General features: G+C 50.0%; 16 protein-coding genes, 2 tRNA genes, 1 other RNA gene and 1 pseudogene. 8 read left to right on the top strand and 12 right to left on the bottom strand.

All coding sequences use genetic code 11. The annotated features are described in order from the left end of the window. The first annotated feature begins 11 nt into the window (after positions 1–11). Positions 12–2390, top strand: coding sequence for a phosphoenolpyruvate synthase (ppsA, locus tag SFA31_RS15265; RefSeq protein WP_322838749.1), 2379 nt, complete (start codon positions 12–14; stop codon positions 2388–2390). Positions 2391–2712: 322 nt separating this feature from the next. Here ppsA and rprA read toward each other — a convergent pair. Both rprA and ydiK read right to left on the bottom strand, forming a co-directional pair. After that, an RNA gene (gene rprA, locus SFA31_RS15260) (antisense sRNA RprA) lies at positions 2713–2820 on the bottom strand. A gap of 204 nt (positions 2821–3024) precedes the next feature. After that, the gene (gene ydiK / locus SFA31_RS15255) at positions 3025–4143 is read right to left on the bottom strand and encodes an AI-2E family transporter YdiK (protein WP_322838748.1); all 1119 of its coding nucleotides are present in this window, start codon (positions 4141–4143) and stop codon (positions 3025–3027) included. Between the two features lie 208 nt (positions 4144–4351). Between ydiK and SFA31_RS15250 the strand changes: the two genes are divergently transcribed. Beyond that, on the top strand, positions 4352–7408 hold the full coding sequence (locus SFA31_RS15250; RefSeq protein ID WP_322838747.1) for an FAD-binding and (Fe-S)-binding domain-containing protein: 3057 nt from the start codon (positions 4352–4354) through the stop codon (positions 7406–7408). After that, a complete protein-coding gene (gene menI, locus SFA31_RS15245; protein ID WP_322838746.1) occupies positions 7405–7815 on the top strand; it encodes a 1,4-dihydroxy-2-naphthoyl-CoA hydrolase in 411 nt (136 codons plus the stop codon). Before SFA31_RS15250 ends, menI begins: the two co-directional genes overlap by 4 nt. 43 nt (positions 7816–7858) lie before the next feature. Here the strand turns inward: menI and SFA31_RS15240 are convergent, their stop codons facing one another. The 3 genes from SFA31_RS15240 to SFA31_RS15230 are packed head-to-tail and all read right to left on the bottom strand — an operon-like array spanning position 7859 to position 11258. Then, positions 7859–9025 carry a DUF4056 domain-containing protein gene (locus SFA31_RS15240; protein ID WP_322838745.1) on the bottom strand — a complete coding sequence of 389 codons (1167 nt, stop codon included), beginning with the start codon at positions 9023–9025 and terminating at the stop codon, positions 7859–7861. Then, positions 9022–10161: a BamA/TamA family outer membrane protein gene (locus tag SFA31_RS15235; protein ID WP_322838744.1), complete on the bottom strand. Its 1140-nt coding sequence runs from the start codon at positions 10159–10161 to the stop codon at positions 9022–9024. The genes SFA31_RS15240 and SFA31_RS15235 overlap by 4 nt, the downstream gene beginning before the upstream one ends. Next, positions 10161–11258 carry a hypothetical protein gene (locus SFA31_RS15230; protein WP_322838743.1) on the bottom strand — a complete coding sequence of 366 codons (1098 nt, stop codon included), beginning with the start codon at positions 11256–11258 and terminating at the stop codon, positions 10161–10163. The genes SFA31_RS15235 and SFA31_RS15230 overlap by 1 nt, the downstream gene beginning before the upstream one ends. An 818-nt stretch (positions 11259–12076) precedes the next feature. Between SFA31_RS15230 and SFA31_RS15225 the strand changes: the two genes are divergently transcribed. Further along, positions 12077–13111 carry a L,D-transpeptidase family protein gene (locus tag SFA31_RS15225; RefSeq protein ID WP_322838742.1) on the top strand — a complete coding sequence of 345 codons (1035 nt, stop codon included), beginning with the start codon at positions 12077–12079 and terminating at the stop codon, positions 13109–13111. Between the two features lie 59 nt (positions 13112–13170). Here SFA31_RS15225 and SFA31_RS15220 read toward each other — a convergent pair whose 3' ends face one another. Both SFA31_RS15220 and pykF read right to left on the bottom strand, forming a co-directional pair. Then, a complete protein-coding gene (locus SFA31_RS15220; protein WP_002908860.1) occupies positions 13171–13407 on the bottom strand; it encodes a major outer membrane lipoprotein in 237 nt (78 codons plus the stop codon). A 415-nt stretch (positions 13408–13822) separates the two neighbouring features. Further along, positions 13823–15235, bottom strand: a complete 1413-nt coding sequence (pykF, locus tag SFA31_RS15215; RefSeq protein WP_322838741.1) for a pyruvate kinase PykF — start codon at positions 15233–15235, stop codon at positions 13823–13825. A gap of 1529 nt (positions 15236–16764) precedes the next feature. Here pykF and tssL point away from each other — a divergent pair. Both tssL and SFA31_RS15205 read left to right on the top strand, forming a co-directional pair. Next, complete coding sequence (tssL, locus tag SFA31_RS15210) at positions 16765–17403, top strand: type VI secretion system protein TssL, short form (protein ID WP_416208337.1); 639 nt, start codon at positions 16765–16767, stop codon at positions 17401–17403. Next, positions 17404–19107, top strand: a complete 1704-nt coding sequence (locus tag SFA31_RS15205; protein WP_322838739.1) for an OmpA family protein — start codon at positions 17404–17406, stop codon at positions 19105–19107. A gap of 216 nt (positions 19108–19323) precedes the next feature. Here SFA31_RS15205 and SFA31_RS15200 read toward each other — a convergent pair. The 3 genes from SFA31_RS15200 to mdtK form a co-directional block, all read right to left on the bottom strand. After that, positions 19324–19400, bottom strand: a tRNA-Val gene (locus tag SFA31_RS15200). Positions 19401–19403: 3 nt separating this feature from the next. Further along, positions 19404–19480 (bottom strand) — tRNA-Val (locus tag SFA31_RS15195). 243 nt (positions 19481–19723) lie between these two features. Next, positions 19724–21097, bottom strand: coding sequence for an MdtK family multidrug efflux MATE transporter (gene mdtK / locus SFA31_RS15190; RefSeq protein WP_322838738.1), 1374 nt, complete (start codon positions 21095–21097; stop codon positions 19724–19726). A gap of 205 nt (positions 21098–21302) precedes the next feature. Here mdtK and SFA31_RS15185 point away from each other — a divergent pair, with 205 nt between their 5' ends. Continuing rightward, positions 21303–21956, top strand: coding sequence for a riboflavin synthase subunit alpha (locus SFA31_RS15185; protein WP_322838737.1), 654 nt, complete (start codon positions 21303–21305; stop codon positions 21954–21956). Positions 21957–22109: 153 nt separating this feature from the next. Here the strand turns inward: SFA31_RS15185 and cfa are convergent. After that, positions 22110–23258, bottom strand: a pseudogene (gene cfa, locus SFA31_RS15180) (cyclopropane fatty acyl phospholipid synthase). 301 nt (positions 23259–23559) lie between these two features. Next, positions 23560–24750 (bottom strand): purine nucleoside transporter PunC, encoded by a 1191-nt coding sequence (gene punC / locus SFA31_RS15175; protein WP_322838736.1) that lies wholly within the window; start codon positions 24748–24750, stop codon positions 23560–23562. 120 nt (positions 24751–24870) lie between these two features. Between punC and punR the strand changes: the two genes are divergently transcribed. Then, entirely contained in the window at positions 24871–25779 is a 909-nt protein-coding gene (punR, locus tag SFA31_RS15170; RefSeq protein ID WP_322838735.1) for a DNA-binding transcriptional activator PunR, read from the top strand. Positions 25780–25786: the final 7 nt, after the last annotated feature.

Raw genomic sequence — 25786 nt, 5'->3', positions numbered from 1 at the left:
GGATTGTTTCGATGTCCAATAACGGCTCGTCGCCGCTGGTGCTTTGGTATAACCAACTCGGCATGAATGATGTAGACAGGGTCGGGGGGAAAAATGCTTCCCTCGGTGAAATGATTACTAATCTCTCTGACTTGGGGGTTTCCGTACCCAACGGATTTGCCACTACCGCAGAGGCGTTCAATCAGTTTTTGGATAGTCGCGGCGTTAATGAGCGCATTTATGCGCTGCTGGATAATACGAATATTGATGATGTTGATGAGCTTGCCCGCGCCGGGGCTCAAATTCGTCAATGGATTATTGACACGCCTTTTCAGCCCGCGCTGGAAGAGGCCATCCGCGATGCCTATCACCAGCTTTCAGCCGATGATGCACAGGCGTCGTTTGCCGTACGCTCATCCGCGACCGCTGAAGATATGCCGGATGCGTCTTTTGCCGGGCAGCAGGAAACCTTTCTGAACGTGCAGGGGCTTGATGCCGTGATGATTGCGGTTAAGCACGTTTTTGCGTCGCTATTTAATGACAGAGCCATCTCTTATCGCGTACATCAGGGGTATGATCACCGCGGCGTAGCGCTCTCTGCAGGGGTCCAGCGCATGGTGCGCTCAGATTTAGCCTCATCGGGCGTAATGTTTTCCATTGATACCGAGTCGGGATTCGACCAGGTTGTGTTTATCACCGGCGCCTGGGGGCTGGGCGAAATGGTGGTTCAGGGCGCAGTCAATCCGGATGAATTTTATGTGCATAAACCGACGCTTTCCGCCGGGCGCCCGGCTATTGTGCGGCGCACAATGGGCTCGAAGAAAATTCGTATGGTGTATGCGGATAATCAGGAGCACGGTAAGCAGGTGCGTATCGAAGATGTTGCTCAGGAGGAGCGCGATCGCTTTTGCCTGAACAACGAGGAAATTCAGGCGCTGGCTACCCAGGCTATCCAAATTGAGAAGCATTATGGGCGCCCGATGGATATTGAATGGGCGAAAGATGGGCATACCGGGCAGCTTTTTATCGTACAGGCTAGACCGGAAACGGTGCGTTCTCGCGGGCAGGTAATGGAGCGCTATACCTTAAACGCGCAGGGCAAAGTTATCGCTGAAGGGCGCGCTATCGGGCATCGCATCGGTGCCGGTCCGGTGAAGGTTATCCATAATATTAGCGAGATGAACCGTATCCAGGCGGGAGATGTTTTGGTCACGGATATGACCGACCCCGACTGGGAGCCGATTATGAAGAAAGCCGCGGCGATCGTAACCAATCGCGGCGGGCGAACCTGCCATGCGGCAATTATTGCCCGTGAACTGGGTATTCCCGCCGTAGTAGGCTGTGGCGATGCGACTGAGCGGATGCAGGACGGACAGGCGGTCACGGTCTCCTGCGCTGAAGGGGATACTGGCTATGTATATGCAGAAAATTTGGACTTCAGCGTACAAAGTTCGAACGTGGAAAGCCTGCCGGAACTGCCGCTGAAGATTATGATGAATGTCGGTAATCCGGATCGCGCCTTTGATTTCGCCTGCCTGCCAAATGAGGGCGTGGGACTGGCGCGCCTTGAATTTATTATTAACCGTATGATTGGCGTGCATCCGCGCGCGCTACTGGAGTTTGAACAGCAAGAACCGGCCCTGCAGGCTCAAATTCAGGAGATGATAAAAGGGTATGATTCGCCGGTAGAATATTACATTGCGCGCCTGACTGAGGGCATTGCCACCTTAGGGGCTGCGTTCTGGCCGAAGCGTGTGATTGTCCGCCTGTCTGACTTTAAATCAAATGAGTATGCCAACCTGGTTGGCGGCGAGCGCTATGAGCCGGCAGAAGAGAATCCTATGCTGGGTTTTCGCGGTGCCGGGCGCTATGTTTCAGAAAGCTTCCGCGACTGCTTTGCGCTGGAGTGCGAGGCGGTGAAACGCGTGCGTAATGAGATGGGGCTTACCAACGTTGAGGTCATGGTGCCGTTTGTGCGCACGGTCGACCAGGCTCAGGCGGTAGTAGCAGAGCTGGCAAAGCAGGGGCTGAAACGCGGCGAGAACGGCCTGAAAGTCATCATGATGTGTGAAATCCCTTCTAATGCGCTGCTGGCAGATCAGTTTCTGGAGCATTTTGACGGGTTTTCCATCGGTTCAAATGATATGACGCAGCTTGCGTTAGGCCTGGACCGGGATTCCGGAGTCGTTTCTGAGCTCTTCGATGAGCGTAATTCCGCCGTGAAGGCGCTGCTATCAATGGCGATTAAAGCGGCAAAACGCCAGGGTAAGTATGTGGGAATTTGCGGGCAAGGGCCGTCCGATCACGAGGATTTTGCAGCGTGGTTGATGGAAGAAGGAATTGATAGTTTGTCACTCAACCCAGATACCGTTGTGCGGACCTGGCTGAAGCTTGCTGAAATGCGCGCGTAACCTGCTTGCTGCCTTTCCGCTGTTACAAACCAGCCCTCTGGGCTGGTTTTTTTACTCCAATGAAAAGATGTTCAGGTTTTGGATTTAATTGAATAAATTACTTTTCTAACCGCAGGCCGAAGGCTGGCTTGTTGATGCATTTTCCATCGGTTTGAATGATATGACACAGCTTGTATGAGGTGCGTTTTTCATTCTGAGCCATCTGTGATTAATGACGCTGTATGCAGCAATATAGGCATTAAGATTATTTACAGGGCAGGGTATCAGCGTTAAGCGTGAATTTCACGTGACGTTGTCACAGAAAATTGTCGCTAAATGCAGGATAAAAAAAAGCCCATCGTGGGAGATGGGCAAAGACTACACACAGCAATTCGTTGTTTCACTCAGGGGATTTCCATGCTTATAAATCAAGGTGTTGATTCATAACCGTGTTATCGATGATAGCGAGGAGAAATGAAAGCGTCGATCGGATTCCTCCCAATAGTTAAAGAATAATGAAGATTTTAGCAGGAAATACGTATACAAAAGGTAAAATTATCGGTAATAGCGCTTAAAAATAGGAATTTTGATAAGTTTTATTAATAAATTCGGGCCCGCGATGGGCCCGTTAATGAAGGCAGAGCGCAACGCGCCCTTATAGGGCGGTTGTTGTCACATCAGGTTCGTCAAGCTGTTCAACGGCTTCTTCAGGGGTTTCTGTCGGCGTTGGAATTTCATGTACCCACACGGAATAGATGCGCCAGGACACAGCCAGAACTACCGGGCCGATAAACAGACCTATCATACCAAAGGCAAACATGCCGCCAATGACGCCTGACAGAATAAGCACTAGCGGTAAGTCGGCGCCCATACGAATAAGCATTGGGCGAATAACGTTATCCATCATTCCAACTACGCAGCTCCAGACTAATAAAACAGTTCCCCATGTCGTATCACCGGACCAGTAAAGCCAGATGATGGCTGGAACTAACACGGGAAGCGGGCCGAGTTGCACCAGGCAGCTCAGGATCATGGCTACGGCAAGCAGTGTGGCATAAGGAATGCCGGAAACCGCCAGCCCTATCCCACCCAAAATGCCCTGAACCAGCGCGGTTACTACTACGCCGAGCGCAACGGCGCGGATGGCCTGAGCGGCTAATACCACCGCGGCATCGCCGCGCTGTGACGCTAACCGATAGCCGAAATGGCGGAATCCAAGCGCAACGCGCTCGCCGCGCCAGTAGAGCAAAATGCTAAACAGTAGCATCAGGCCGCAGTGCATCAGAAATCGCCCAACGTGTGCCGCCTGGCCAAGGAACCAGGTCGTAGTCGTCCCGACATAGGGGCGCACTTTTTCCATCATTGCGCTGCCACCGCTATTAACCAGCGTATGCCAGCTACTATAAAGTTTAGATCCTACCAGCGGTATCGAGTTCAACCATTCCAGCTGTGGCAATGCAAGATGGCCGGCAGTGGCCCATTTTACGAGGGGAGCGCTGTTTTCAACGAAACTATTCACCAGCAACGCAATGGGAAGCACAAACAGCAGCAGTAATAAAAGCGTCATTACCAGCACGGCCAGGGCGCGTTTCCCCCATAGCAAACGCTGTAGCCGTAACATCATTGGCCAGGTGGCGATAACAACGGTCCCAGCCCAGGCAAAGCCTAAAATAAAAGGGCGCACTACCCAAAAGCAGGCGACGATCATTATTAAAAGAAAGAGAACGGACAGCAATATCTGCGTGACGTCCACGGATTGTCGATTTTTTTCCATACCACTTACCATTAACTTGAGCGCCACACTCTGGCGCAGAGAACTTTATCCAGTCGGATGTGTTTAATGATGATGTATTTCAGGCAGATTGCACAGAAAGTTTGCTTCACAATACTGACGACGGATAACAAAAAAATATGATACAACACGAAGATACAACGCAAACAAGAACTTCACACTTCAACTCTCTAAATGGACCGGGCAGGCAATGATCCCACAAATTTCTCAGGCGCCGGGCCTGTTACAGGCGGTGCTTGATTTTTTACAGGAACTGGAGCAGCAAGGATTTACCGGTGACGCCACAACGCGCTACGCCGAAAGGCTGACTATGGCGACGGATAATAGCGTATACCAGCTATTACCCGATGCTGTGCTTTTCCCTCGTTCAACGGCGGACGTCGCACTAGTGGCGCGCATTGCCGACGATGCGCGCTTTCAGTGCCTGGCTTTTACGCCGCGCGGTGGCGGAACGGGCACCAACGGACAGGCGCTTAACCACGGTATAGTGGTCGATATGTCGCGCTATATGAATAGGATTATTGAGATTAATCCTGAAGAAGGCTGGGTACGCGTGGAAGCTGGCGTGATTAAAGATCAATTAAACCTGTCTCTGCGCCCGTACGGTTTTTTCTTCTCACCGGAGCTATCAACCAGCAACCGCGCTACGCTTGGTGGAATGATCAATACGGATGCATCCGGGCAGGGTTCTTTGGTGTACGGTAAAACGTCCGATCATGTATTGGGAGTACGCGCCGTGCTGCTAGGCGGCGAAATACTTGATACTCGCCAGATGCCCGCCGCGCTGGCACGGGTGCTCGGCAAAGAAAATACGCAGACCGGGCGAATATATCGAACGGTATTTGATCGTTGCCAGGCGCAGCGCTCACTGATTCTTGAAAAATTTCCGCAGCTAAACCGTTTTCTAACCGGCTACGATCTTCGACACGTTTTTAATGAGGATATGACCCAGTTTGATCTGACGCGCATTCTCACCGGTTCTGAAGGCACGCTGGCATTTATTACCGAAGCGCGGCTGAATATTACGCCGATACCTAAGGTGCGCCGCCTGGTGAATGTGAAATATGACTCGTTCGATGCCGCGCTGCGCAGCGCGCCTTTCATGGTTGATGCCGCCGCGCTTTCCGTAGAAACCATTGACTCCACGGTACTTAATCTCGCGCGCGAGGACATCGTCTGGCATTCGGTGCGGGAACATATCTCGGACGTGCCGGGAAAAACCATGGCCGGATTAAATATCGTCGAGTTCGCTGGCGATGATGAGGTGCAGATAGATGCACGGGTATCCGCATTATGCGCCCGGCTGGATGCCGGCATCGCGAGCCAGGAAAGCGGGATCATTGGCTGGCAGTTGTGTCGCGATATTGCGAGCATTGAACGTATATATGCTATGCGCAAAAAAGCCGTTGGTCTGTTAGGCAATGCGCCAGGTCAGGCAAAACCAATTCCTTTTGTGGAAGACACTTGCGTACCGCCGCAGCATTTAGCCGATTATATTACCGAATTCCGGGCGCTGCTGGACCAACATGGTTTGAATTACGGTATGTTCGGGCACGTTGACGCCGGGGTTTTGCACGTGCGCCCGGCGCTGGATATGTGCGATCCACGGCAAGAAGCGCTGTTAACGCAAATTTCGGATGCGGTAGTGGCGCTAACGGCTAAATATGGCGGATTACTGTGGGGGGAACACGGCAAAGGGTTTCGTGCGCAGTATAGCCCGGCTTTTTTTGGTGAGACGCTGTATGCGGAACTGCGGGAAATTAAAGCGGCTTTTGATCCCTATAATCGGCTTAACCCCGGGAAAATCTGCCCGCCTGCGGGAATAGATACACCAATGTGGCAGGTCGATGCGATTAAACGCGGCACCTACGATCGGCAAATTCCCGGAGCGGTACGCAATGCCTGGCGCGGCGCGATGACCTGTAATGGCAACGGACTATGTTTCAATTTTGATGTTCGCAGCCCCATGTGCCCATCGATGAAAATCACCCGTGAACGGGTACATTCGCCCAAAGGCCGCGCCGGGTTGATCCGCGAATGGCTGCGGCTGCTGGCAGAAGAGGGCGTTAACCCAGTTCAGCTGGAACAGGCGCTGGCGCATCAAAAAACCAGCCTGCGTCATTTGATCAAGCGGGTGCGTAATACCTGGTATGCGCGCAGAGGGGAGTATGATTTCTCTCATGAAGTTAAAATTGCAATGTCGGGTTGCCTGGCTTGTAAAGCCTGCTCTACGCAGTGTCCGGTAAAAATCGACGTGCCGGAGTTTCGTGCGCGCTTTCTGCAGCTTTATCATACGCGCTATTTGCGGCCGCTACGCGATCGCGTTGTGGCCAACGTTGAAAGCTATGCGCCTTTGATGGCGCGCGCGCCGCGCGCGTTTAATGCCGTGCTTTCTCAGCCGTGGGTGCGCCATTTCACGGCGCGCCGCATTGGTATGGTGGATTTACCTGCATTATCGGTGCCTTCGCTGCAGCGGCAACTGGTCAAACATCCCAGTGCGAATATGACGCTAGAGCAATTAGAAAGGCTAAGTTCGCAAGAGCGCAGTCGGACCTTACTTATCGTGCAGGATCCGTTTACCAGCTATTATGATGCGCCCGTGGTGGCTGATTTCGTCGCCCTGGCGGATAAGCTCGGCTGGCGCCCCGTACTACTTCCTTTTTCACCCAACGGTAAAGCCGCGCATATTAAAGGATTTTTACAGCAATTCGCTAAAACGGCCCGTAAAACCGCAGATTTTCTTAATCGCATCGCCAGGCTGGGGATGCCGATGGCCGGCGTGGATCCTGCGTTGGTGCTATGTTATCGCGATGAATATCGTCAGGCGCTGGGCGAGGCGCGCGGTGATTTCCAGGTCCAGCTGGCACAGGAATGGCTGCTGTCTGCTCTGGCGGAGCGTTCGCGGCAAACGGCAGGAGGGGAACCCTGGTATTTGTTTGGCCACTGCACCGAATCGACGGCGCTTCCCGATACGGGAAAGCAGTGGGCTGAGATTTTTGCCCGCTGCGGCGCTGTCCTGGAAAATGTCCAGGTTGGCTGCTGTGGAATGGCAGGCACATATGGCCATGAGGCGCAGCATCTTCAGAACTCATTGGGGATTTATGCGCTTTCCTGGCATCAGGCGCTGCAGCGATTGCCGCGCGACCGCTGCCTTGCAAGCGGCTACTCATGCCGCAGCCAGGTAAAACGTACGGAGGGCAACGGCATTCGCCATCCTTTACAGGCTTTACTGGAGATTTTGACATGATTTGGCGGCGAGAAATTACCCTTGAGGCCCTGAACGCGCTTGGCAGCGATAATATGGTCGGGCACGTTGATATTCGGTTTGAACGCATTGATGCGCAAACGCTGGAAGCCAGCATGCCGGTTGATTATCGCACCCGCCAGCCGTTTGGCTTATTGCACGGTGGCGCATCGGTGGTTCTGGCGGAAACGCTTGGGTCGGTTGCAGGTTGGTTGAGTACGGAAGGGGAACAAAAAGTGGTTGGGCTTGAGATTAACGCCAATCATATACGCCCGGTTCATGAGGGGCGCGTGCGCGGCGTTTGCCGCGCCATTCACGTGGGGCGCCGTCACCAGGTATGGCAAATTGATATTTTCAATGCGCAAAATGAAATGTGCTGTACTACGCGATTAACCACGGCGGTGATTTAGGCTTATGCGCTGAAAGGCGGGGCGCAGGTTTCGAAGCTGCGCTTTACTTAGCTTCCGTACAGCCTTTGCCCGCCTTCGACATCATACTCAACGTAAAGTCATCGCTTTTGTGGGCAAACGCGGCCAGAGTGGGAAAGTCTGCCCAGTGGTAAAACTGCGCTGGCGGCGGCAGGGCTTTCATATGGCGTGAGGGGAAAAGGCGCAGTTCCCCCGCTTTATCAAGGTCCAGGCCCGCGACGGAGGCGGGTAAAGACAGTAATACAGGAGGGCTTCGCTCGCCCGGCACGGACGTTGGCAAGCGACTATTGCCGACAAAATAGTTGCGATATAAAACCAAAAACTTATCTGGCACCGCGCGTTTACTGCACCACCATACTCCATCCAGCATATCGAACTGAAAGCGGGTCAGCCTTGCGGGCTGTGCGCCTAATTGCCTGAGCGCGGCAGGTAAGGCTTTTGACAGCGCCGCATTAAATTCCCCCTTTGACGCGCCTTCGCCGCTAAGAAGCAAAGAGGCGGATAGCCGGGCACCTAACAAATTAGAGTAGAGATCTTCCGGTGAAAATGCAGAAATTTCCTCAGAGAAACCAGGCACAGAGCGGAAACCGTACCACTGAGCTATTTCATGCCAGGCGGCAACCTGGAATGCGATATGCGCTGATATCCATACTGCCAGCGTATAAGCCTGCGCGGCGTCTTCCGGAATAGCAAAAGGAAAAAAGATAATCTGGCGCTGCGCCAGCTCATCATCAAGCCGTAGGGTAAAAGCCTTGCCAAGGCGTGGATAGAGCTGGCTGAACAAGTAGAATGTCATGTCCGCCGTATCGCGCACGTGGGCAATATCAATAAAGCCCCCTCGCTGTGTATACAAAATACCGTTTTTTTCCTGGCTCATCCCGGCAATTTGTCTGGCAGCGCCCAGCAGGCTGTCATTATAGGCATGATGACCCAGGCTTTCTGTGTCAACGACATTATTAACCCGATACAAAGGTACAGGAATAAACCCCAGTTTGGCTTTCAGGTTGTAACCAAATGCACAGCAGGGGCGGAGCCCGCCTGGGGCTGACAGAGGGGCTGTGACGGGCCAGGCTTGTGTAGCCTGAAGTTGAGGGACGGCAGCAAGAGCGGCTTCTGTCGTGAGAGCCTGAAGACTTAAAGGAAATATCAACAGTGCCAGAGCAAGCGTCCGACCGGTATTCGAAAAAATCAAAATGCCTCCCCGGCCTGGAAATAAAATCCGCTGCTGTTTTTCCCAAGGCCATAATCGAGACGGACATTGAAGCCGGGTTTGAAGGTGAAGCGATATCCGGTGCCGACGGTAGGGAGCCAGGGGTTTCGCGTTAGTCCGTGCCATCTCGATGCCATGGTGCCTGCTCCTGCCCAGAGTACATATCCATGCCGCCAGTTAAGTTTCTGACGATATTCGAGCTGAGTACTGAGCGTATTACGATCCCGGTAACGCCCTTCGTAGTATCCGCGCATTCTGTGGCTGTTTCCCAGCGATGGTAGTTGATTCCAGGGAACGTTTCCCTGTGTAAATGCGCCGTTAGTCTCCCAGGCTAATTCACGCATGTTGCCCAGCGCGAAATAGCTTCTCAATTGGGCTTCATAGCGTTCAAAGCGGCTATCGCTGCCGGTGTCCGGTGAAAAATGGGCATAGCCAAGCTGAGCTAACACGCCATGGCGCGGATTAGGAATGAAATCGCGCGTGTCATAGCGCAGGCTGGTAGCAAACCCGCTACTGAACACGCTCTCACCAGCGCGTTCATCGGTAATGGTGTGTTTTTGTTTATGCTGAATGCGCGCGGCGTGCATCGAGGCTAAAGACCAGCCTAAACCAAGCCAACTATTCGGCGCGAACTCAGTTAGCCATTCCGGATGCAGGGCAAATGTTTTATCCGTATATTGTTGACGCCGATGATTATCCCGCGCGGAGGAAAACCCTGAACCCCAGTACCATGTCGGTGTGTTATTCAGGCTGCCACTAATAAAAAAACGCTGCCTGTCCCCGGCAAGAAAAGTGTGATTATCAAGCGTTAGTCCAAAGGCACCGGTAGAGCTGGCGTAAGTGTTTAACGTCACCGTAGAGTTTTGACTGACAGAATCTTTGGGCGAGGGGCGATAAAGACCAACTACGGCGGCACCAAGGCCTATCCCAAGCTCCGGGGTATAAAAAGGCCCGGGCATGACTCCCCAGTCAATACCTTTTGAAGCATCAAATTTACCATCAGCGCCAAGGGAATTTAGCCATGAATCGATTTGCTGATGAGAGGGAAGCGCCGCGTGGCTATAACAGGAAAATGCGCTGACGAAAATCACCAGCGCATTGAAGTGCACTCGCGTCATTAGAAACGGAACTCGCCGGAAACAAAGACGCTATTACGTTTCGCAAAACCCACTTCAGTCGTGACATTAAAGTGGCGGGTAATTTCGTACTGCGCGCCGACCAGCATATTCCACTGGGACTGGAGGTGCTGTTTTACGTTAAAGCGCCCTTTGTTTTCACCATTAGCAATATTCATTAGGCCGCTTAATTCAGCAGGCATGGTCAAATCGTTAAGGTCGCCCTTAAAAGTCTGCTGAATGTCCTGATACATAGTGCCAACCCACAGGTTGAGATGACCGGGAGCAAGATGTAAGCGCGATGCACCGGGTGTCGTAAAGCGGTATCCGATGCGCGGGGAAACGGTTAAAGCATCAATACTGCCATCAAGAACATCAAAGTGGGTTTGGGTATAATTTAAATCGACTAAGCCGAACCAGTTATCATAACCGCTTGTTAAAACGGTACCGACCCCATAAGTCGTGCCCTTAAATTTAAGCGTAAAGTTAAGGTCCTTTAATTGCCCGCTTTCGTACATATTGTGAACGGCACCGGCAATAATTTTACCCATAAAATCGCCGCTGGGTATGCTATCCGGGTTAGAGTCCACTGAAACGTGAGATACTGAGCTGCCGCGCGTTTTACCTACCAAAGCGTAAACATTCATAAACGGTAATACCCAGGCGTCCAGTTTTACCGTGCGCGTTTTGCTTTTTTCGCGGGTTTTCCCGACTTTAATATCAAATAAATCGGAGGGCAGATTATAGCTGTCCCAGCCCAGCCCGGAAAATCGAATGCTATCGACGTTAATATCCTGACGCATATTCATATAGTTAATATTAATGCCGAAAGGTTCCGGGAGTTCATAACCCATTGCGCGGGCTTTAGCCCCCCAAAAAGGCAATAACGTATCGTTCTGCGTCGGTATTGAATTATTCGCCGCTGTTTTTTGCGCTGCTGCGCCCACGGCTTCAAAAGATTGCGTCGGCTCTGATTTATTTTTCAGTGCACTATAGGAGAACGACTCCGGTTCTGGGGTGGCTGCCAGGCTGGCCGAAGAATAAGCAACTATGCCCAGTAGCGTAAATGACAGGCAGGCCGAAAGAGGTTTCACGTTCATGTAGGAGTTATCGCCATTTTCTTTGATGAGTGCATTGCGCATGGAGGATGCAAAGACGGGGATTATATTCGGAATAAATACGATAGACACGGCATATTGTGCTGATATAAGCCAAGGCTAAATGCGATTAACTAAAATCGTGTATTCTCCATTTTCATAAACTTTATTTTTACTTATTATATAAATCATTATTACCTTTATTTTTCATTTTCCGTGTCGATCAAACTATTTTATTATCGCGAATGTGTTCTTAATATCCGAAGGTTGTCGTGTTTTGTGAAGAATTATACGAGCACGCGATTAGCCACTAAGTGCCCCGCCAGAACCTTATTGATCCTTTATCCCTTATCCCTTTAACAAATTATGGCAGTGCTTAAGTAACAGGGAATGGTCTTTGGCGTTAATTATTTGCGCTAAGCGCGCTGACGCGAGCTGAACCAATTTATTGTCTGCTGATTACTGGCGTAAAGGCAGCGCGATCGCTATGCAAAGGAAGCGTATCCGACAAACATAAGCAATCTGTTGATGGGGATGAGCCTTGAGAATAAGTGGGAAACTATTCATGGGCGAAAATGACGATGTAGGGAGCAGGTTTATCAAGACCGCCGTTAGGCCCTGGACAGGCGCCTTATTGATAGCATGGCGAGTCATTCGCCTATTTCTTCCCCGTCAGGGTCGTATGTTTCACTGCCCGACTGTGGCTAATTAAGCGTTTATGCCTAAACTTCAAAGAACACTTGTATGGTGTTAACGGCTGCGTAAGCGGTCTTTTGCCTTTCAGCATTCCGGTTGATTCCGGTGAACACAGGAATGTCAATATGAAAAGCGCGACTTCTCTTCTTATCCCCATGACGTTTTGTTCGCTGATGTTTAGCACTACGGCACTGGCCGTCGAATATCCATTGCCGCCGCCGGGTAGTCGGCTGATTGGGCAGAATATCTCTTATGTTGTTCCTGAGGATGGTTACAGCCTGGCTGATATCGCTGCTCGCTATCAGACCGGCGTGCTGTTGATGTTAGAAGCGAATAATACCGTCGACCCCTGGCTGCCTAAGCCAGGGAGTACACTGACCATTCCAGCGCAGATGCTGCTGCCTGATACTCCACGCGAAGGGATTGTTATTAATCTGGCGGAACTACGGCTGTATTATTATCCGCCCGGGAGCGGGCGAGTAGATGTCTATCCAATCGGCATCGGTCAATTGGGCAGAGAAACACCGGTGATGGTGACGCGCATTAGTCAGAAAATCCCCAATCCAACGTGGACCCCAACGGCTAATATACGCGCTCGTTCTCTTGCTCAGGGAATTAAACTCCCTGCGGTTGTCCCTGCAGGGCCGAACAATCCACTGGGTCGCTATGCGTTGCGCCTGGAGCAGGGCGGTGGCGAGTATCTGATTCATGGCACAAATGTGGCGCGCAGCGTGGGCCTGCGAGTGAGTTCTGGCTGTATACGGCTGCGCAGTGCGGACATAAAAGCGCTTTTTTCCAGAGTTGCCGCCGGTACCCGTGTGCAAATTATCAATGAACCTATTAAATACTCCGCCGAGCCAAACGGGCGGCGCTACATTGAGGTACATCAGCCGCTTTCAAGTAACGACTGGGAAAATCCGCAGACAGTCCCTCTGGCCCCGAGCGCTTCTTTTCAGCGCTTTTTAGCGGCAGCAGATATTAATAAGGCGGAAATGGATGCCGTTTTGAGGCGCAGAGCAGGGTATCCCGTACCCGTGACGGTTAACAGTGGCTCTGTGCCGCTATATGAGAATGCGAAGAGAGAGTCACGGCAGCCAGGGCTGGTGGAAGCAAAACAGGATGGGGATCGGTTAACCGGAAATAATGATGGTTTGCTGTAGAGCTGTTGATACAACAAAAAAATGGCGCATTGAATGCGCCATTTTTATTACCCAAACTCTTACTTACGGTAAGAGTGAGCCTGGTTGTCCAGACGCTGGTTAGCGCGAGCTGCATCGTCTTTAGCAGCCTGAACGTCAGAACGCATAGCGTTAACGTCGTTGCTCAGCTGGTCAACTTTAGCGTTCAGAGTCTGAACGTCAGAAGACAGTTGATCGATTTTAGCGTTGCTTGAGCAACCAGCCAGCAGAGTAGAACCCAGAATTACCGCGCCCAGTACCAGTTTAGTACGATTCATTATAAATACCCTCTAGATTGAGTTAATCTCCATGTAACGTTACAAGTATTACACAAAGTTTTTTCGGTTGAGAATATTTTTTTGTTGGGATTAAGCTTAAATTTGACCGTTCGCTCAAAGAAGCAGCGACTTGCCTCAAAATGTTCAAAAATCAATATGAAAACCACTAATGTTAATCGGATTCATCTTAACTTTTCGGGCGTTAAATAGCCAATTCCGATTGGCGTTTTGTTGAATACAGGCTACAGAAAAGTAAAATGTGGCTGGAACTGGATGACCGGAAAGCGGCTTTTTCTTAACGCGTGTTAATAAATACTCTGACCGGAGCGCTCGCTAAAGCTATGCGGGATCGGGATATAGTACCAGGCATTCATATTGAAAAGGCGCCCGATTGAGCGCCTTAACAGTGTAAAAATTACAGTACGTGTACCGATGACGTGTTAGTTGTACCACTTGGTACCAGCGCGCCTGAAACCATTACTACTACGTCGCCTTTGTGCGCCAGCCCGCTCTCCAGCGCCGCAGCCTTACCTAAATGATAAAAATCGTCGGTCGAGGCGATTTTTTTCACCAGCAGAGGAACAACGCCTTTGCTAAGCAGCAATTGACGACAGGTGATTTCATTCGTCGTCAGCGCTAAAATTGTGGCATTAGGGAAGTATTTGCGTACGGATTTCGCTGACTTGCCTCCTTCAGTGGCAACAACGATAAGCGGTGCTTCCAGTTTTTCCGCCGTTTCAACCGCGCCGCGGCAAACAGCCTCGGTGATGCGCATTTTACGTCCGTCGTGGTTATACTCAAGGCGGCTGCTCATGACTCGATCGGTACGTTCGCAAATCGTTGCCATAATTGACACAGATTCCAGCGGATATTTCCCTTTGGCAGACTCTCCGGAAAGCATCACGGCATCGGTACCGTCTAAAATGGCATTCGCGACATCGCCGGCTTCAGCGCGCGTTGGGCGCGGGTTTTTAATCATCGAATCCAGCATCTGCGTAGCGGTAATCACGATTTTGCGGGCGCGAACGCATTTTTCAATCATCATTTTCTGCGCGAAGATAACTTCTTCAACGGGGATTTCTACACCAAGGTCGCCGCGGGCCACCATAATACCATCCGACGCTTCCAGAATTTCGTCGAAATTATTAAGACCTTCCTGGTTTTCGATTTTGGAAATGATTTTAATATGTTCGCCGCCGTGGGCTTTCAGATGTTCGCGTATTTCAACTACATCAGAGCGTTTACGAATAAAGGATGCGGCAACAAAATCGACGCCCTGCTCACAGCCAAAAATTAAGTCTTTTTTATCCTTTTCTGCCAGGGCGGGCAAAGCAATCGAGACGCCGGGTAAATTTACCCCTTTATTTTCGCCAAGATCGCCATTGTTAAGTACTTTACAAGTGACGTTATTGCCTTCTATAGACGTCACTTCCATCCCAATCAGTCCATCATCCACAAGAACCGTATTACCGATAGAGAGATCGCTGGTTAGCCCTTCATAAGTAACGGCAACTTTCTCTGTGTTACCCACTACTGATTTATCGGTGGTGAAGGTGAAGGTTTGTCCCGCTTTTAGCGACACATCTTTACCACCTTCCAGCTTCATTGTCCGTATTTCCGGTCCTTTAGTGTCGAGAAGTATCGCTGCATTATGTCCTGTGTTAGCCACTACGTTGCGCAGATTTTTTATGCGCTGGCCATGTTCTTCATAGTCCCCGTGAGAGAAGTTTAAACGCATGACATTCATGCCTGCGTCGAGCAGCCGGGTTAACATCTCTTCGGATTCGGTTTTCGGACCAATGGTGCAAACAATTTTCGTCTTTTTCATGACAGTCTTAATCTTTAGTTGTGAAGGATGAGGAAGGGTAGCGCCGATTCGCCCAGACATTGCCGCGACGCCAGAATCTGTGTTGCGTGGGGGATGAATGCCACACACTCAAGGATAGGTGACATAAATAAAGCGTGCAGAAGAATATGTTCATCAATTTAGAAGATAATGAACAATATCGTCGCTGCGTTGAGTGCGTGCTGTTCAATATGCTGAAACCATTCAAGTTCACACTTTGCGTAGTATACGCCAATTTTAACGAGAAAAGGAATGGAAAACCACCCGCGTGCAAAGTACTGCGCTCTTGCTCTCATACTGACATGTATATGAAAAATAAACTGACACAGATAAATCCCCCGTGAATGCAGCAGCCTATAAGTCAAGGGCCTAAGAAGAGGGGATATATGCGTTAGGTGAATCATTTTTTTTATGTCTTTTTCTGTGAAAATATACGGGTAGGCGGCATTGTTAGTGCGAATTTTTGTTTAAAAACTAACAATAGCCATGGCCTTCTTCAGAGTAAGGGGAAATATAAAAGTTCTTGCATAATGAAGATTCAAACATCTTGTCGTGGCAATCAATCCTCTGTATTTTAAGGCCATAAAGTTTTCGATAGAGCATTTAACCTAATTATCGATTATTATCGCTCTACATATCAGGATCCCGAGTTGTAAGTTTATTCACTATATCTAATATTCAGATTATTCGAAATCAACCTAAGAATGACGCCCGGTTTTCTATTAGTGTAGTTTTCGAGAAAATCGTATAATTTGTACTTTGCTTACTCTAATCGCATTAGCGTCGCTATGAGTTGACGGGAGTAGATGCCTGCGCAACCCTTGCTTTAAGGGATTTTAAGACTCCTTACGTTAGAGGTGGTAATTTATTTATTAATATCAATAAGTTGCTTGGTTATTAAATGGTTTGATATTAGCCTGATCTTCCTGAAGTGGCGGATAAGGCTTATCCATGTAAAAATGCATATAGGTATTATCTGTATAACGCTGGCAGTTATCTGCAAATAATCATTGATGCTTGCATTAAAAATGATGTATTCCTTTACCTGATATAACATTCTTTGGCGAAATATCTGAAATAGTAGCAGGGCTGCAGTTTGGTGACATAGCGTGCGTATAACAATATGTTTAAGTTATTGTCTGATAGGGTGTAATGTTCTTACTAAAAATAATAAGAATTTTCTCGGCTAATTTGCGACGTTATTGATATATGTCTGGTGCAAGGTAGACTGTGAATAATCTTGTAAATCCTGCACTAATCAATATTTTCAGATTTCGCGTCATATTCATTTCGGGAATATATTTAGCAGGTGATGATTTTTCGCAAGGAGCAAAGGCACAGCGCGATGGTAATTTACGCTACTCATTACAATAACCTTTATTCAGAACGTGTCAGTTCGGTAGCGACGGCCTTAGTGTATACAAAGCGTTCAGACGAAGGGCGGGCAGATTCGGCTCGGCCTGGTTTCTTATTTCTTGTCGGTCGGGCGGCTGTTATCTATGGATAATCAGATGCCCAACATCGATCACCTGTTCTGGCCGCTGTGGTTGATGGTCAGCCAGCTTCGAAATGGTCAGGTGATTGAAAACGGAGATGCTTTGTATCAGCGAGCCTGCCTGTGGATTGAGGAGGGCAGGACCCGACTGACCGAAGCCGGCGTTAGTAAAGGTAGCGTTGAGCGAATGATTTATACCCTTTGTATTTTATTGGATGAGAGCGTCCTTAGCCGTAAACACTTCGACAGTGGCACTGAGAGGTGGCGGCGAGCACCGCTTCAGGTCAGATTTTTTAGCACGCTGTATGCCGGAGAAGCGCTGTGGGAGCGTATTAAAAAAGATCTGCATACACCGCAGCCGGATGTCGCTTTTTTAACCTGTTTTGCACGCGCGCTGGCGCTGGGATTTGTAGGGAATTACCGCGAGAGAGGCGATGAACGTCGTGAAGATGTAATTAAAGCACTCAGCGAACATGTTTCCCCTTTTGCAATGGCTACTTCACTGCCGGAAATGCGAAAACCTCAGCGTGTGCGTACCGGTAGGATACTTTGGTGGGGGGGATGGCTTTTGGGCGGGGTTGTTATCACAGGCTCCTGGCTTTTTTTTACATCAATGCTGCAGCAGTTGGTGTCACAATTCACAGGATTGAAGTAAATGCGAGCGGTGGGTCGGGTTTGGCCGGGGCTATTGAGTTTAATACTGGCGCTTTGCTTATTATGGCTTTTTATGCCATTAACCTGGCGGTCGCGAGTATTTTTAAGTGCACTTATTTTAGCGAGCACGTTTGGGTATACCCTGTGGTATTGGCTACGATTACACCGGCATTATGAAGCTGTTTCTGACATAGAAGAAAAACATTTCCCACCGGATTCTTACGCGGGTGCGGTGGTTTTAGTCTGTGGGGATAGCGCTCTTTTATTCGGTAACGCTCACTCACATGAGACGGCGCAGGGCTGGTATTTACATATACGCACCCCTGAAATGCTGCTATTGACCGTCCAGCGTTTGGCGCTGTCGCGGCCTGCGCTGCTGTGGCGAGTATCAGTAATGATTGCGGCGATACCTGAGTGCCACCGCGACGGTGAGCGCTATATGCAAACTATTCGACGCTGGCATCGCGCAATCTCACAGTGTCACAACTGGTTACCCGACACACCGCCCGTTTGGGGCTGCTGCTATCTAAATCCTCCTGATATTGAATATTGCAGCGACAGGCGCTGGTTCACATTGCACTATGAGCGGCAGGAGATGCATATCTGGAACGATAATCAGGGCAATATTTCTCTTCAGGACTGGAGTGCTCAACCCATCTCTCGGCAGTCTCGTTTTAGCCAGGCGCTGTGGTTGAATAATGGGTTACGTTGGGCGGAGCGGAGAATATTTTCCGTGTTAAAAAATGAGGGGCAAAATACCAATAATCTGGTGCCTGTTCTCTGGACCTGGCATTTGTCTCCTTTTGTGGCGTTACTTGATAATGACTGGCAGCGAGAAGTAGCCGCAATTACATCATTAACGCCAAATTTGCCCGATACCGAACGGAAAATGTTACCGTTTCCCGATGCGCTATTGCCTCTGTTGCCCCAAAATTCAGGGCTTTCTTTTATTGAACGGCAGTGCAGTATGGCCGGTATTATACTCGTCAGTTTTATATTACTGGCGATGTTGACCTCTTTTATAAATAACCAGCGTCTGGTGCAACATATATATCAGCATCTCTTGGTTTATCAGCGACTAAGCGGCACGCCGTCTCAGCCCAATTTATCTGTACAGAAACAGTTGCAGAGTGATATACGCATACTTGAGTCCTGGCAGCGGGAAGGTGTGCCCGTGAAATATGCACTGGGTATGTATCAGGGAGATAAACTTTTACCCATCTTACGTCTTGCCGTTAAACGCTGGGCATCATCGCCGCCCGTTCAGGCTGAGCCTAAAAGAGTACGCTTAAGCGGGATGGCGCTATTTGAGGCAGGTAAAACCGAGCTGAAATCGGGTTCAGCCAGTATTCTTAACGATGCGCTGTTTGATATTAAGGCGCGTAAAGGGTGGCTTATTGTAGTGTCAGGGTATACGGATAATACTGGAAATGAACGCCTTAATCAGTTGCTCTCACTTCGGCGCGCAAGGGCTGTGCGCGACTGGATGATATCCAATAGTAATATTCCCGCCTCGTGTTTTGCCGCTCAGGGTCTAGGCTCGGCGAGCCCAATAGCGTCGAATGACTCAGCGGCGGGGCGTGCTGAAAATCGACGTATAGAGATTACGTTAATACGCCAGACGGGTGCCTGCCAGACTATAGGTGCAGAGCAGGGAAGTGAAGAGAAAATGAACCCATCGCTGCTACAGATCAATCACGCTTAAATGATTTTCTAAGCTCTGTACACTAACTGACAGTTCAGGAGGAGCTCGAACTCATTGAGTCCATCATTGCCAGCCAGATAGTCGGTGTGATTAAAGAAAGCATATAGTCGGCACGTGGGCAATATGAACCTGCGCTGTTTTTTTTAAGGTAGCGTAGAAAAATGAGATTGTCAGGGTGCATATTGAGACATGAGCGGTATTAACCGCTATAAGAAATGGTGCGTCCGAGTGGACTCGAACCACCGACCCCCACCATGTCAAGGTGGTGCTCTAACCAACTGAGCTACGGACGCACATGGTGCGTTCAATTGGACTCGAACCAACGACCCCCACCATGTCAAGGTGGTGCTCTAACCAACTGAGCTATGAACGCATTGCCGCCGATGGCAGCGGGACGAATATTAACGACACACAGAGCGCCTGGCAAGGGAAAATTCGCTGTTTTATCTCTTATTTCGCGTGACTGCTGGGCTTATGAGCAGTCTGCTGCAAAACTAGTCGCGCGAGTTATTGGATGCAAGGGATAGCCATTTAACGACGGGTGATAATGAAGTCGTTAAATGGCTACCTGAATAAGTAAGACCCACCGTTTAATAAAAACGGTGGGTAATAATAGCTAGCGAGCCGCGCGCTGGAGGATGGCCGTGGATGGCTGACGCTGGAGCCAGCGGATCCGCAGAGCCATCATGGCCGCTGCGGCGCTGAGTCCAATAATAAATCCGGTCCAGAATCCCGCAGGCCCCATACGCGGCACTAAAATATCGGTAAGGGCCAGAATATATCCGCTGGGTAAGCCCAGCACCCAGTAAGCCGTGAAAGTGATAAAAAAGATGGCGCGCGTATCTTTGTAACCCCGCAGTACCCCGCTGCCAATTACCTGAATAGAGTCGGAAATCTGATAAAGCGCGGCCAACAGCATCAGCTGAGCCGCCAGGTGAACTACGGCGGGGTTGTCATTATATAAAAGGGCGATTGGTTCACGCATAAGCGCTGTAAATAGAGCCGTCATCATCGCCATACCAATGCCTACGCCTATACCGGTCCAGGCGGAGATCCGCGCTTCCAGCGTAGAGCCTCGGCCAAGACAAAAACCAACCCGAATGGTAACGGCCGCACCCAGTGACATCGGGAGAACAAACATAAGAGAGCTAAAATTCAGTGCGATTTGATGACCGGCAACATCGATAATGCCCAGCGGCGAAACCAATAGCGCGACAACGGCGAAAAGCGTTACTTCAAAAAAGAGCGCCAGCGCTACGGGAAGGCCAAGTTGAATTAAACGATGCATCATTGGCCAGTTAGGGCGTCCAACGCGGCTGGTGTTGCGAATATCGCGCATAGACGGCGCGCGTTTAATCCAAATAAACATGCTAAAGAACATGACCCAATATACAGACCCGGTAGCCACGCCACAGCCAACGCCGCCAAGTTCAGGCATACCAAAATGGCCATAGATAAAGATATAGTTAACGGGAATATTAACTATCAGGCCTATAAAACCCATCACCATCCCCGGTTTAGTTTTTGCGAGCCCTTCGCATTGATTTCGGGCAACCTGAAAGAAAAGATAGCCGGGCGCGCCCCAAAGTAGGGCGCGTAGATAGCCTACCGCGATATCAGCCAGCTTCGGGTCGATATTGTGCATTGAGCGAATAATATAACCCGCGTTCCATAATACAATCATGATGATGAGACTAACAAAGCCGGCCAGCCAAAATCCCTGCCGCACCTGTGGCGCAATACGTTCCCGACGCCCAGAACCATTTAGTTGGGCGATGACCGGCGTCAGAGCCAGAAGTAGGCCATGCCCAAACAAAATAGCCGGCAGCCAGATAGAAGTTCCGATGGCGACCGCCGCCATATCCGTTGCGCTGTAGCCACCGGCCATTACAGTATCCGCAAAGCCCATGGCCGTTTGCGCCACCTGAGCCAGGATAACGGGAATGGCCAACGCTAATAATTGACGCGCTTCAGCGACAAACTTTTGCACGAAACACCTTTATATTGTTGTTCTACAGGAGACAAAAAGGCCGCCGGAAGGGGCAGCCTGATAAACGCCTAAAATATAGGCTGTTTATTGTAACGAACCTGACCAATTTCGCCAGCGAAATCTAAAGCCGTAGCACGACACTGGCAACCGCCTTTTCCACCTGTTATCTTGCCCCTATCAGAGAGATGTGGGGTGAGGGTATCGCATGTTTACAGGTATTGTTCAGGGCACTGCTGAAGTCGTGTCTATAAAAGAAAAAAATAATTTTCGAACTCATATCATTGAGTTGCCCGATGCACTCATTCAGGGGCTGGAGACCGGCGCATCCGTTGCCCACAACGGCTGTTGCTTAACGGTGACTGAAATAACGGGTAATCGCGTTAGTTTCGATCTTATGAAAGAAACGCTGCGCATTACGAATTTAGGTGATATCCAGGTGGGCGACCGGGTGAATATTGAGCGGGCGGCTAAATTCGGAGATGAAATTGGCGGTCATTTAGTGTCCGGGCATATTATTACCACGGCAGAAATTGTGAAGATTTTAACCTCAGAGAATAATCGTCAGATTTGGTTTAAACCGGCCGATCTCGAACAAATGAAATATATTCTCTATAAAGGATTCATCGCCATTGATGGAATTAGCCTGACGGTAGGAGAGGTCACCCGCGGCCGTTTTTGTGTGCATTTAATTCCGGAAACATTAATACGTACTACGCTGGGAGCAAAAAAACTCGGGCAGCGAGTGAACATTGAGATTGATCCGCAAACTCAGGCCATTGTGAATACCGTTGAGCGGGTACTGGAACACCGTGAGGCGCAGGTGCGGGAAGCGGCGAATAACGACGTAGTTCAGCCTTAATTTTTTATCGCAAGCTGACAATATTGCAGGCCGGCATCGCGAAATGTGTTTATGACCTAAGATGCCGGGTAAGTAGAGATGCTGGCCGGAGATCCGTTTTAGTTAATATGATGGATGAGCGTTTAACGCAGGGTTATTCGCTCATCACAAAAACTAACGCGGTACGCGCAGCCCGTCTTCAATACCCCGGGTAAAAACGACTTGCCACAGCTGTATATCTCGCGCACGAAACGCACCGGCACACGCATTGAGATAGTAACTAAACATCCGCTTAAAGCGGGGGGAGTAATTATCTTCAATTTCCGGCCATGCTTTCAGAAAACGGGCATGCTAGGCCATTAATGTTTTGTCGTAATCGGCGCCGAAATTGTGCCAGTCTTCCATTACTAGCCGGCCTTCGCTCGCCTGTGCAATATGCTGTACGGAAGGCAGACAGCCGTTGGGGAAAATATATTTATTAATCCAGGGGTCGACGTTATGATCGGTTCTGTTTGAACCTATAGTGTGTAACAGAAATAGCCCACTGGGTTTCAGGTTGCGATCGACAACAGTAAAATAGTCGTCATAATTTTTAGGCCCTACGTGCTCGAACATACCAACGGAAACAATGCGGTCGAATTGTTCGTTGAGATCGCGATAATCCTGAAGCAGGATCGTAACATCAAGGCCTTCGCAGCGGGCCTGAGCCATTTTCTGCTGCTCCGCTGAAATAGTGACTCCGAAAACAGAAACCCCATAGTTACGCGCTGCAAACTCAGCCAGCCCGCCCCAGCCGCAGCCGATATCCAGTAGCGTCATGCCCGGCTTAAGCTGAAGCTTTTCACAAATCATCTTCAATTTAGCCTGCTGTGCGTCTTCCAGATTCTCCGCATCCTTCCAGTAACCGCAGGAGTATTGCATATAGGGGTCAAGCATGCGGCTGAATAAGTCATTGCCTAAATCGTAGTGTTCTTTACCCACTATCCAGGCGCGCTTACGTGACTGAAGATTCATCAGGCGTGCCGTGGCAATACGCAGTGTATCTTTTAGATGATGCGGTAATTGGTTCTCCAGACCGGCGCGTAAAACTTTCGAAAAGAAGATATCGAGCCTGTCGCATTCCCACCAGCCGTCCATATAGCTTTCACCCAGCCCAAGAGATCCTTCTTGTAATACGCGCTTGAAAAAGTGTGGGTTTGTCACACGAATATCAAAAGGGGAAGGACCATTGATTGTGATACCAGCCCGGCTTAACATCTCATTTGCTATACGGTACCACTCATTTTTTTGTATGCCGGTTTCTTCTATACATGATGAACTCATAGCTTCTCCATCACCTTATGTGATCAGATCCATCAAACAGCCTGAACGCTATTCAATAGCGTAGACGCTCATTGGGGCTTGTGAGAAATCCCACGGAAAATTCCGCGCGCCTGATATTCGACGTAAAAAGAGAAGAGAGAATTCTCCCTTGCCGGAAGGCCTTTAAAGGCAAAATATAAAAGCTTTCGCTTCTGTTACTACATAATATTTATGATATTTATACAGATCCGCAACAGTATATTCCTCTGCTATAAGCGATTCAATAGAAAATTGTTAGCATGCTAATGGGATTAAGGGGTCTTTATATACTGTCGGGCTTACGCTTGATTTCGCAATATTTGCCCGAACGGCGCATTTTATAGCCCCAAAAGGCGAGAATTACCGTACACCCCATTACTTCGGTAGTCGTCAGCATGGCGTGCTCAACACCGCTGGATACCAGCAGGCTGGCAGCAAAGCATAATCCCAACTGTAAGGTATTTTGTAAGGCGGCAGCGCGCCCGGCTGCCTGAGAAAAGGGACGAAGCGCTGCCGCGACGGCAATGGGATATATTGCACCGTTAGCGACGGCGACGATACAGAAGGGAATTAACAAGAGTGTCAGAGTGGCATGGCCCGATAATGCAACGCCTAATGTCCCGAAGACGCCTATCGCATAGACCGACAGTAACCATGGAAGGAGTTTATCGCCTGACACGCGCAATAAAACGCTACGACAGCCGTAACCCCCCACCAGAAAAGCGATGGTTTGAGGAACATAGCTGAGACCAGTGACCGCTGGCCCATAGCCCAGATCGTGTAATAAAAACGGCGAGCCGGTTAACCAGGCGAAGAAACTGGCCGAACAGGCGGCATAAATTAAAACATTACCCCGATATTCAGGATGCTTTAACAGCGTGGGGTAGCGGATGGTCGATGCTGGCCTATTGCCACGTTTGCCTGCCGCAGTTCGTAATGTCAGCGCGGGCAGCATCAATATAAGGGTAATCGCAAACAGCACCAGAAAGATAGCGCGCCAGTCAAAATGCACCAGCAGCCAGCTTCCTAGCAGCGGCGCCAGGGCCGGGGAGAGTGCGACCAGCGGCATTATTGTTGCGAAAATGCGGTTGGCCTGGCTCGCTGGATAGCGGTCTGCGACCAATGCCTGCCAGCTTACGGTTGCCGCACACACACCTACGGCCTGCACAAAACGTAATACGAGCAACTCCTTCGCTGTTTCAATCCATAGTATCCCAAGACAGCCTGTGGCGAAGAGTGTCAAGCCGGTCAGTAATATCGGTCGTCTGCCAAAACGATCGGAAAGCGGCCCCCAGGCAAGCTGAGCAATGGCAAACCCGGCCAGAAACAGACTTAATGAAGCGCTGATTTCTCCTGGCGATGAATTCAACTCTTGCTGCATTGTGGCGAAAGCGGGCAGGTACATATCCGTGGCTAAAAAGCCCAGCACGCTCAGGCCGGCAAGCCAGGCCAGAAATCCTTTGGGTGGTTGCATAACATTCTCAATTTTGGTCTAAAGCTTAACGCAATGAATGCCCGAGAGTGTAAGGAGTGGTTTTCTCCTTGTAAAACGCTAATATTTGCCAGATGCGTTCAAATATTTTGCAGGCAAATTATGTGGTCGGAATATACCCTTGATGTGCTGGATAGCGTTGCCCGTACCGGGAGTTTCAGCGGGGCAGCCCAGGAATTGCATCGGGTACCTTCAGCAATTAGTTATACGGTTCGTCAGCTTGAATCATGGCTGGCTACGCCTCTGTTTATACGCCGGCATCGCGATGTGGAACTCACGGCAGCGGGCGTTTATTTTCTTAAAGAGGGGCGTTCTGTTATCAAAAAAATGCAGGCAACGCGTCTGCAGTGTCAGCAAATCGCCAACGGCTGGCGCGGTCGTCTTTCCATTGCGGTAGATAATATTGTTAAACCTGCGCGAACCCGCCAGTTAGTGCTGGATTTTTATCGGCATTTTCCCGATGTAGAACTGTGTTTGTCGAAGGAGGTTTTCAATGGCGTTTGGGATGCGCTGGCGGATGAACGCGTTGAAGTGGCTATTGGTGCCACTCAGGCGGTCCCCGTTGGAGGGCGCTATGCGTTCCGTGATATGGGAGCACTGCGCTGGCGATGCGTAGTTTCTCATCTTCATCCTTTGGCACACTCAAGGCAAAAACTCAGTGATGAACAGCTTCGACCGTGGCCGTCACTGGTACTGGAAGATACTTCGCGGACATTGCCGAAACGCGTGACGTGGCTATTAGATAACCAGCGGCGTATCGTCGTGCCCGACTGGGCATCGGCGGCAGATTGTATCAATGCCGGGCTGTGTACTGGAATGGTTCCTGCCCATATGGCGCAGCCGTGGATTGAGAGCGGGGACTGGCGCGTTTTGCAACTGGAAAACCCCTTCCCGGATGCGGCTTGCTGTGTAAGCTGGCGGCAGGATAATCCGTCTCCGGCCCTGAACTGGCTATTAGCCTATCTGGGCGATAGTGAGACATTAAATCACGAATGGCTACGGGAGCCCTGAATAGAGC

The sequence above is a fragment of the Erwinia sp. HR93 genome (genome assembly GCF_034555055.1).
Lineage (GTDB): Bacteria > Pseudomonadota > Gammaproteobacteria > Enterobacterales > Enterobacteriaceae > Apirhabdus > Apirhabdus apintestini.
This window is presented reverse-complemented; position numbering and strand designations above follow the sequence as displayed.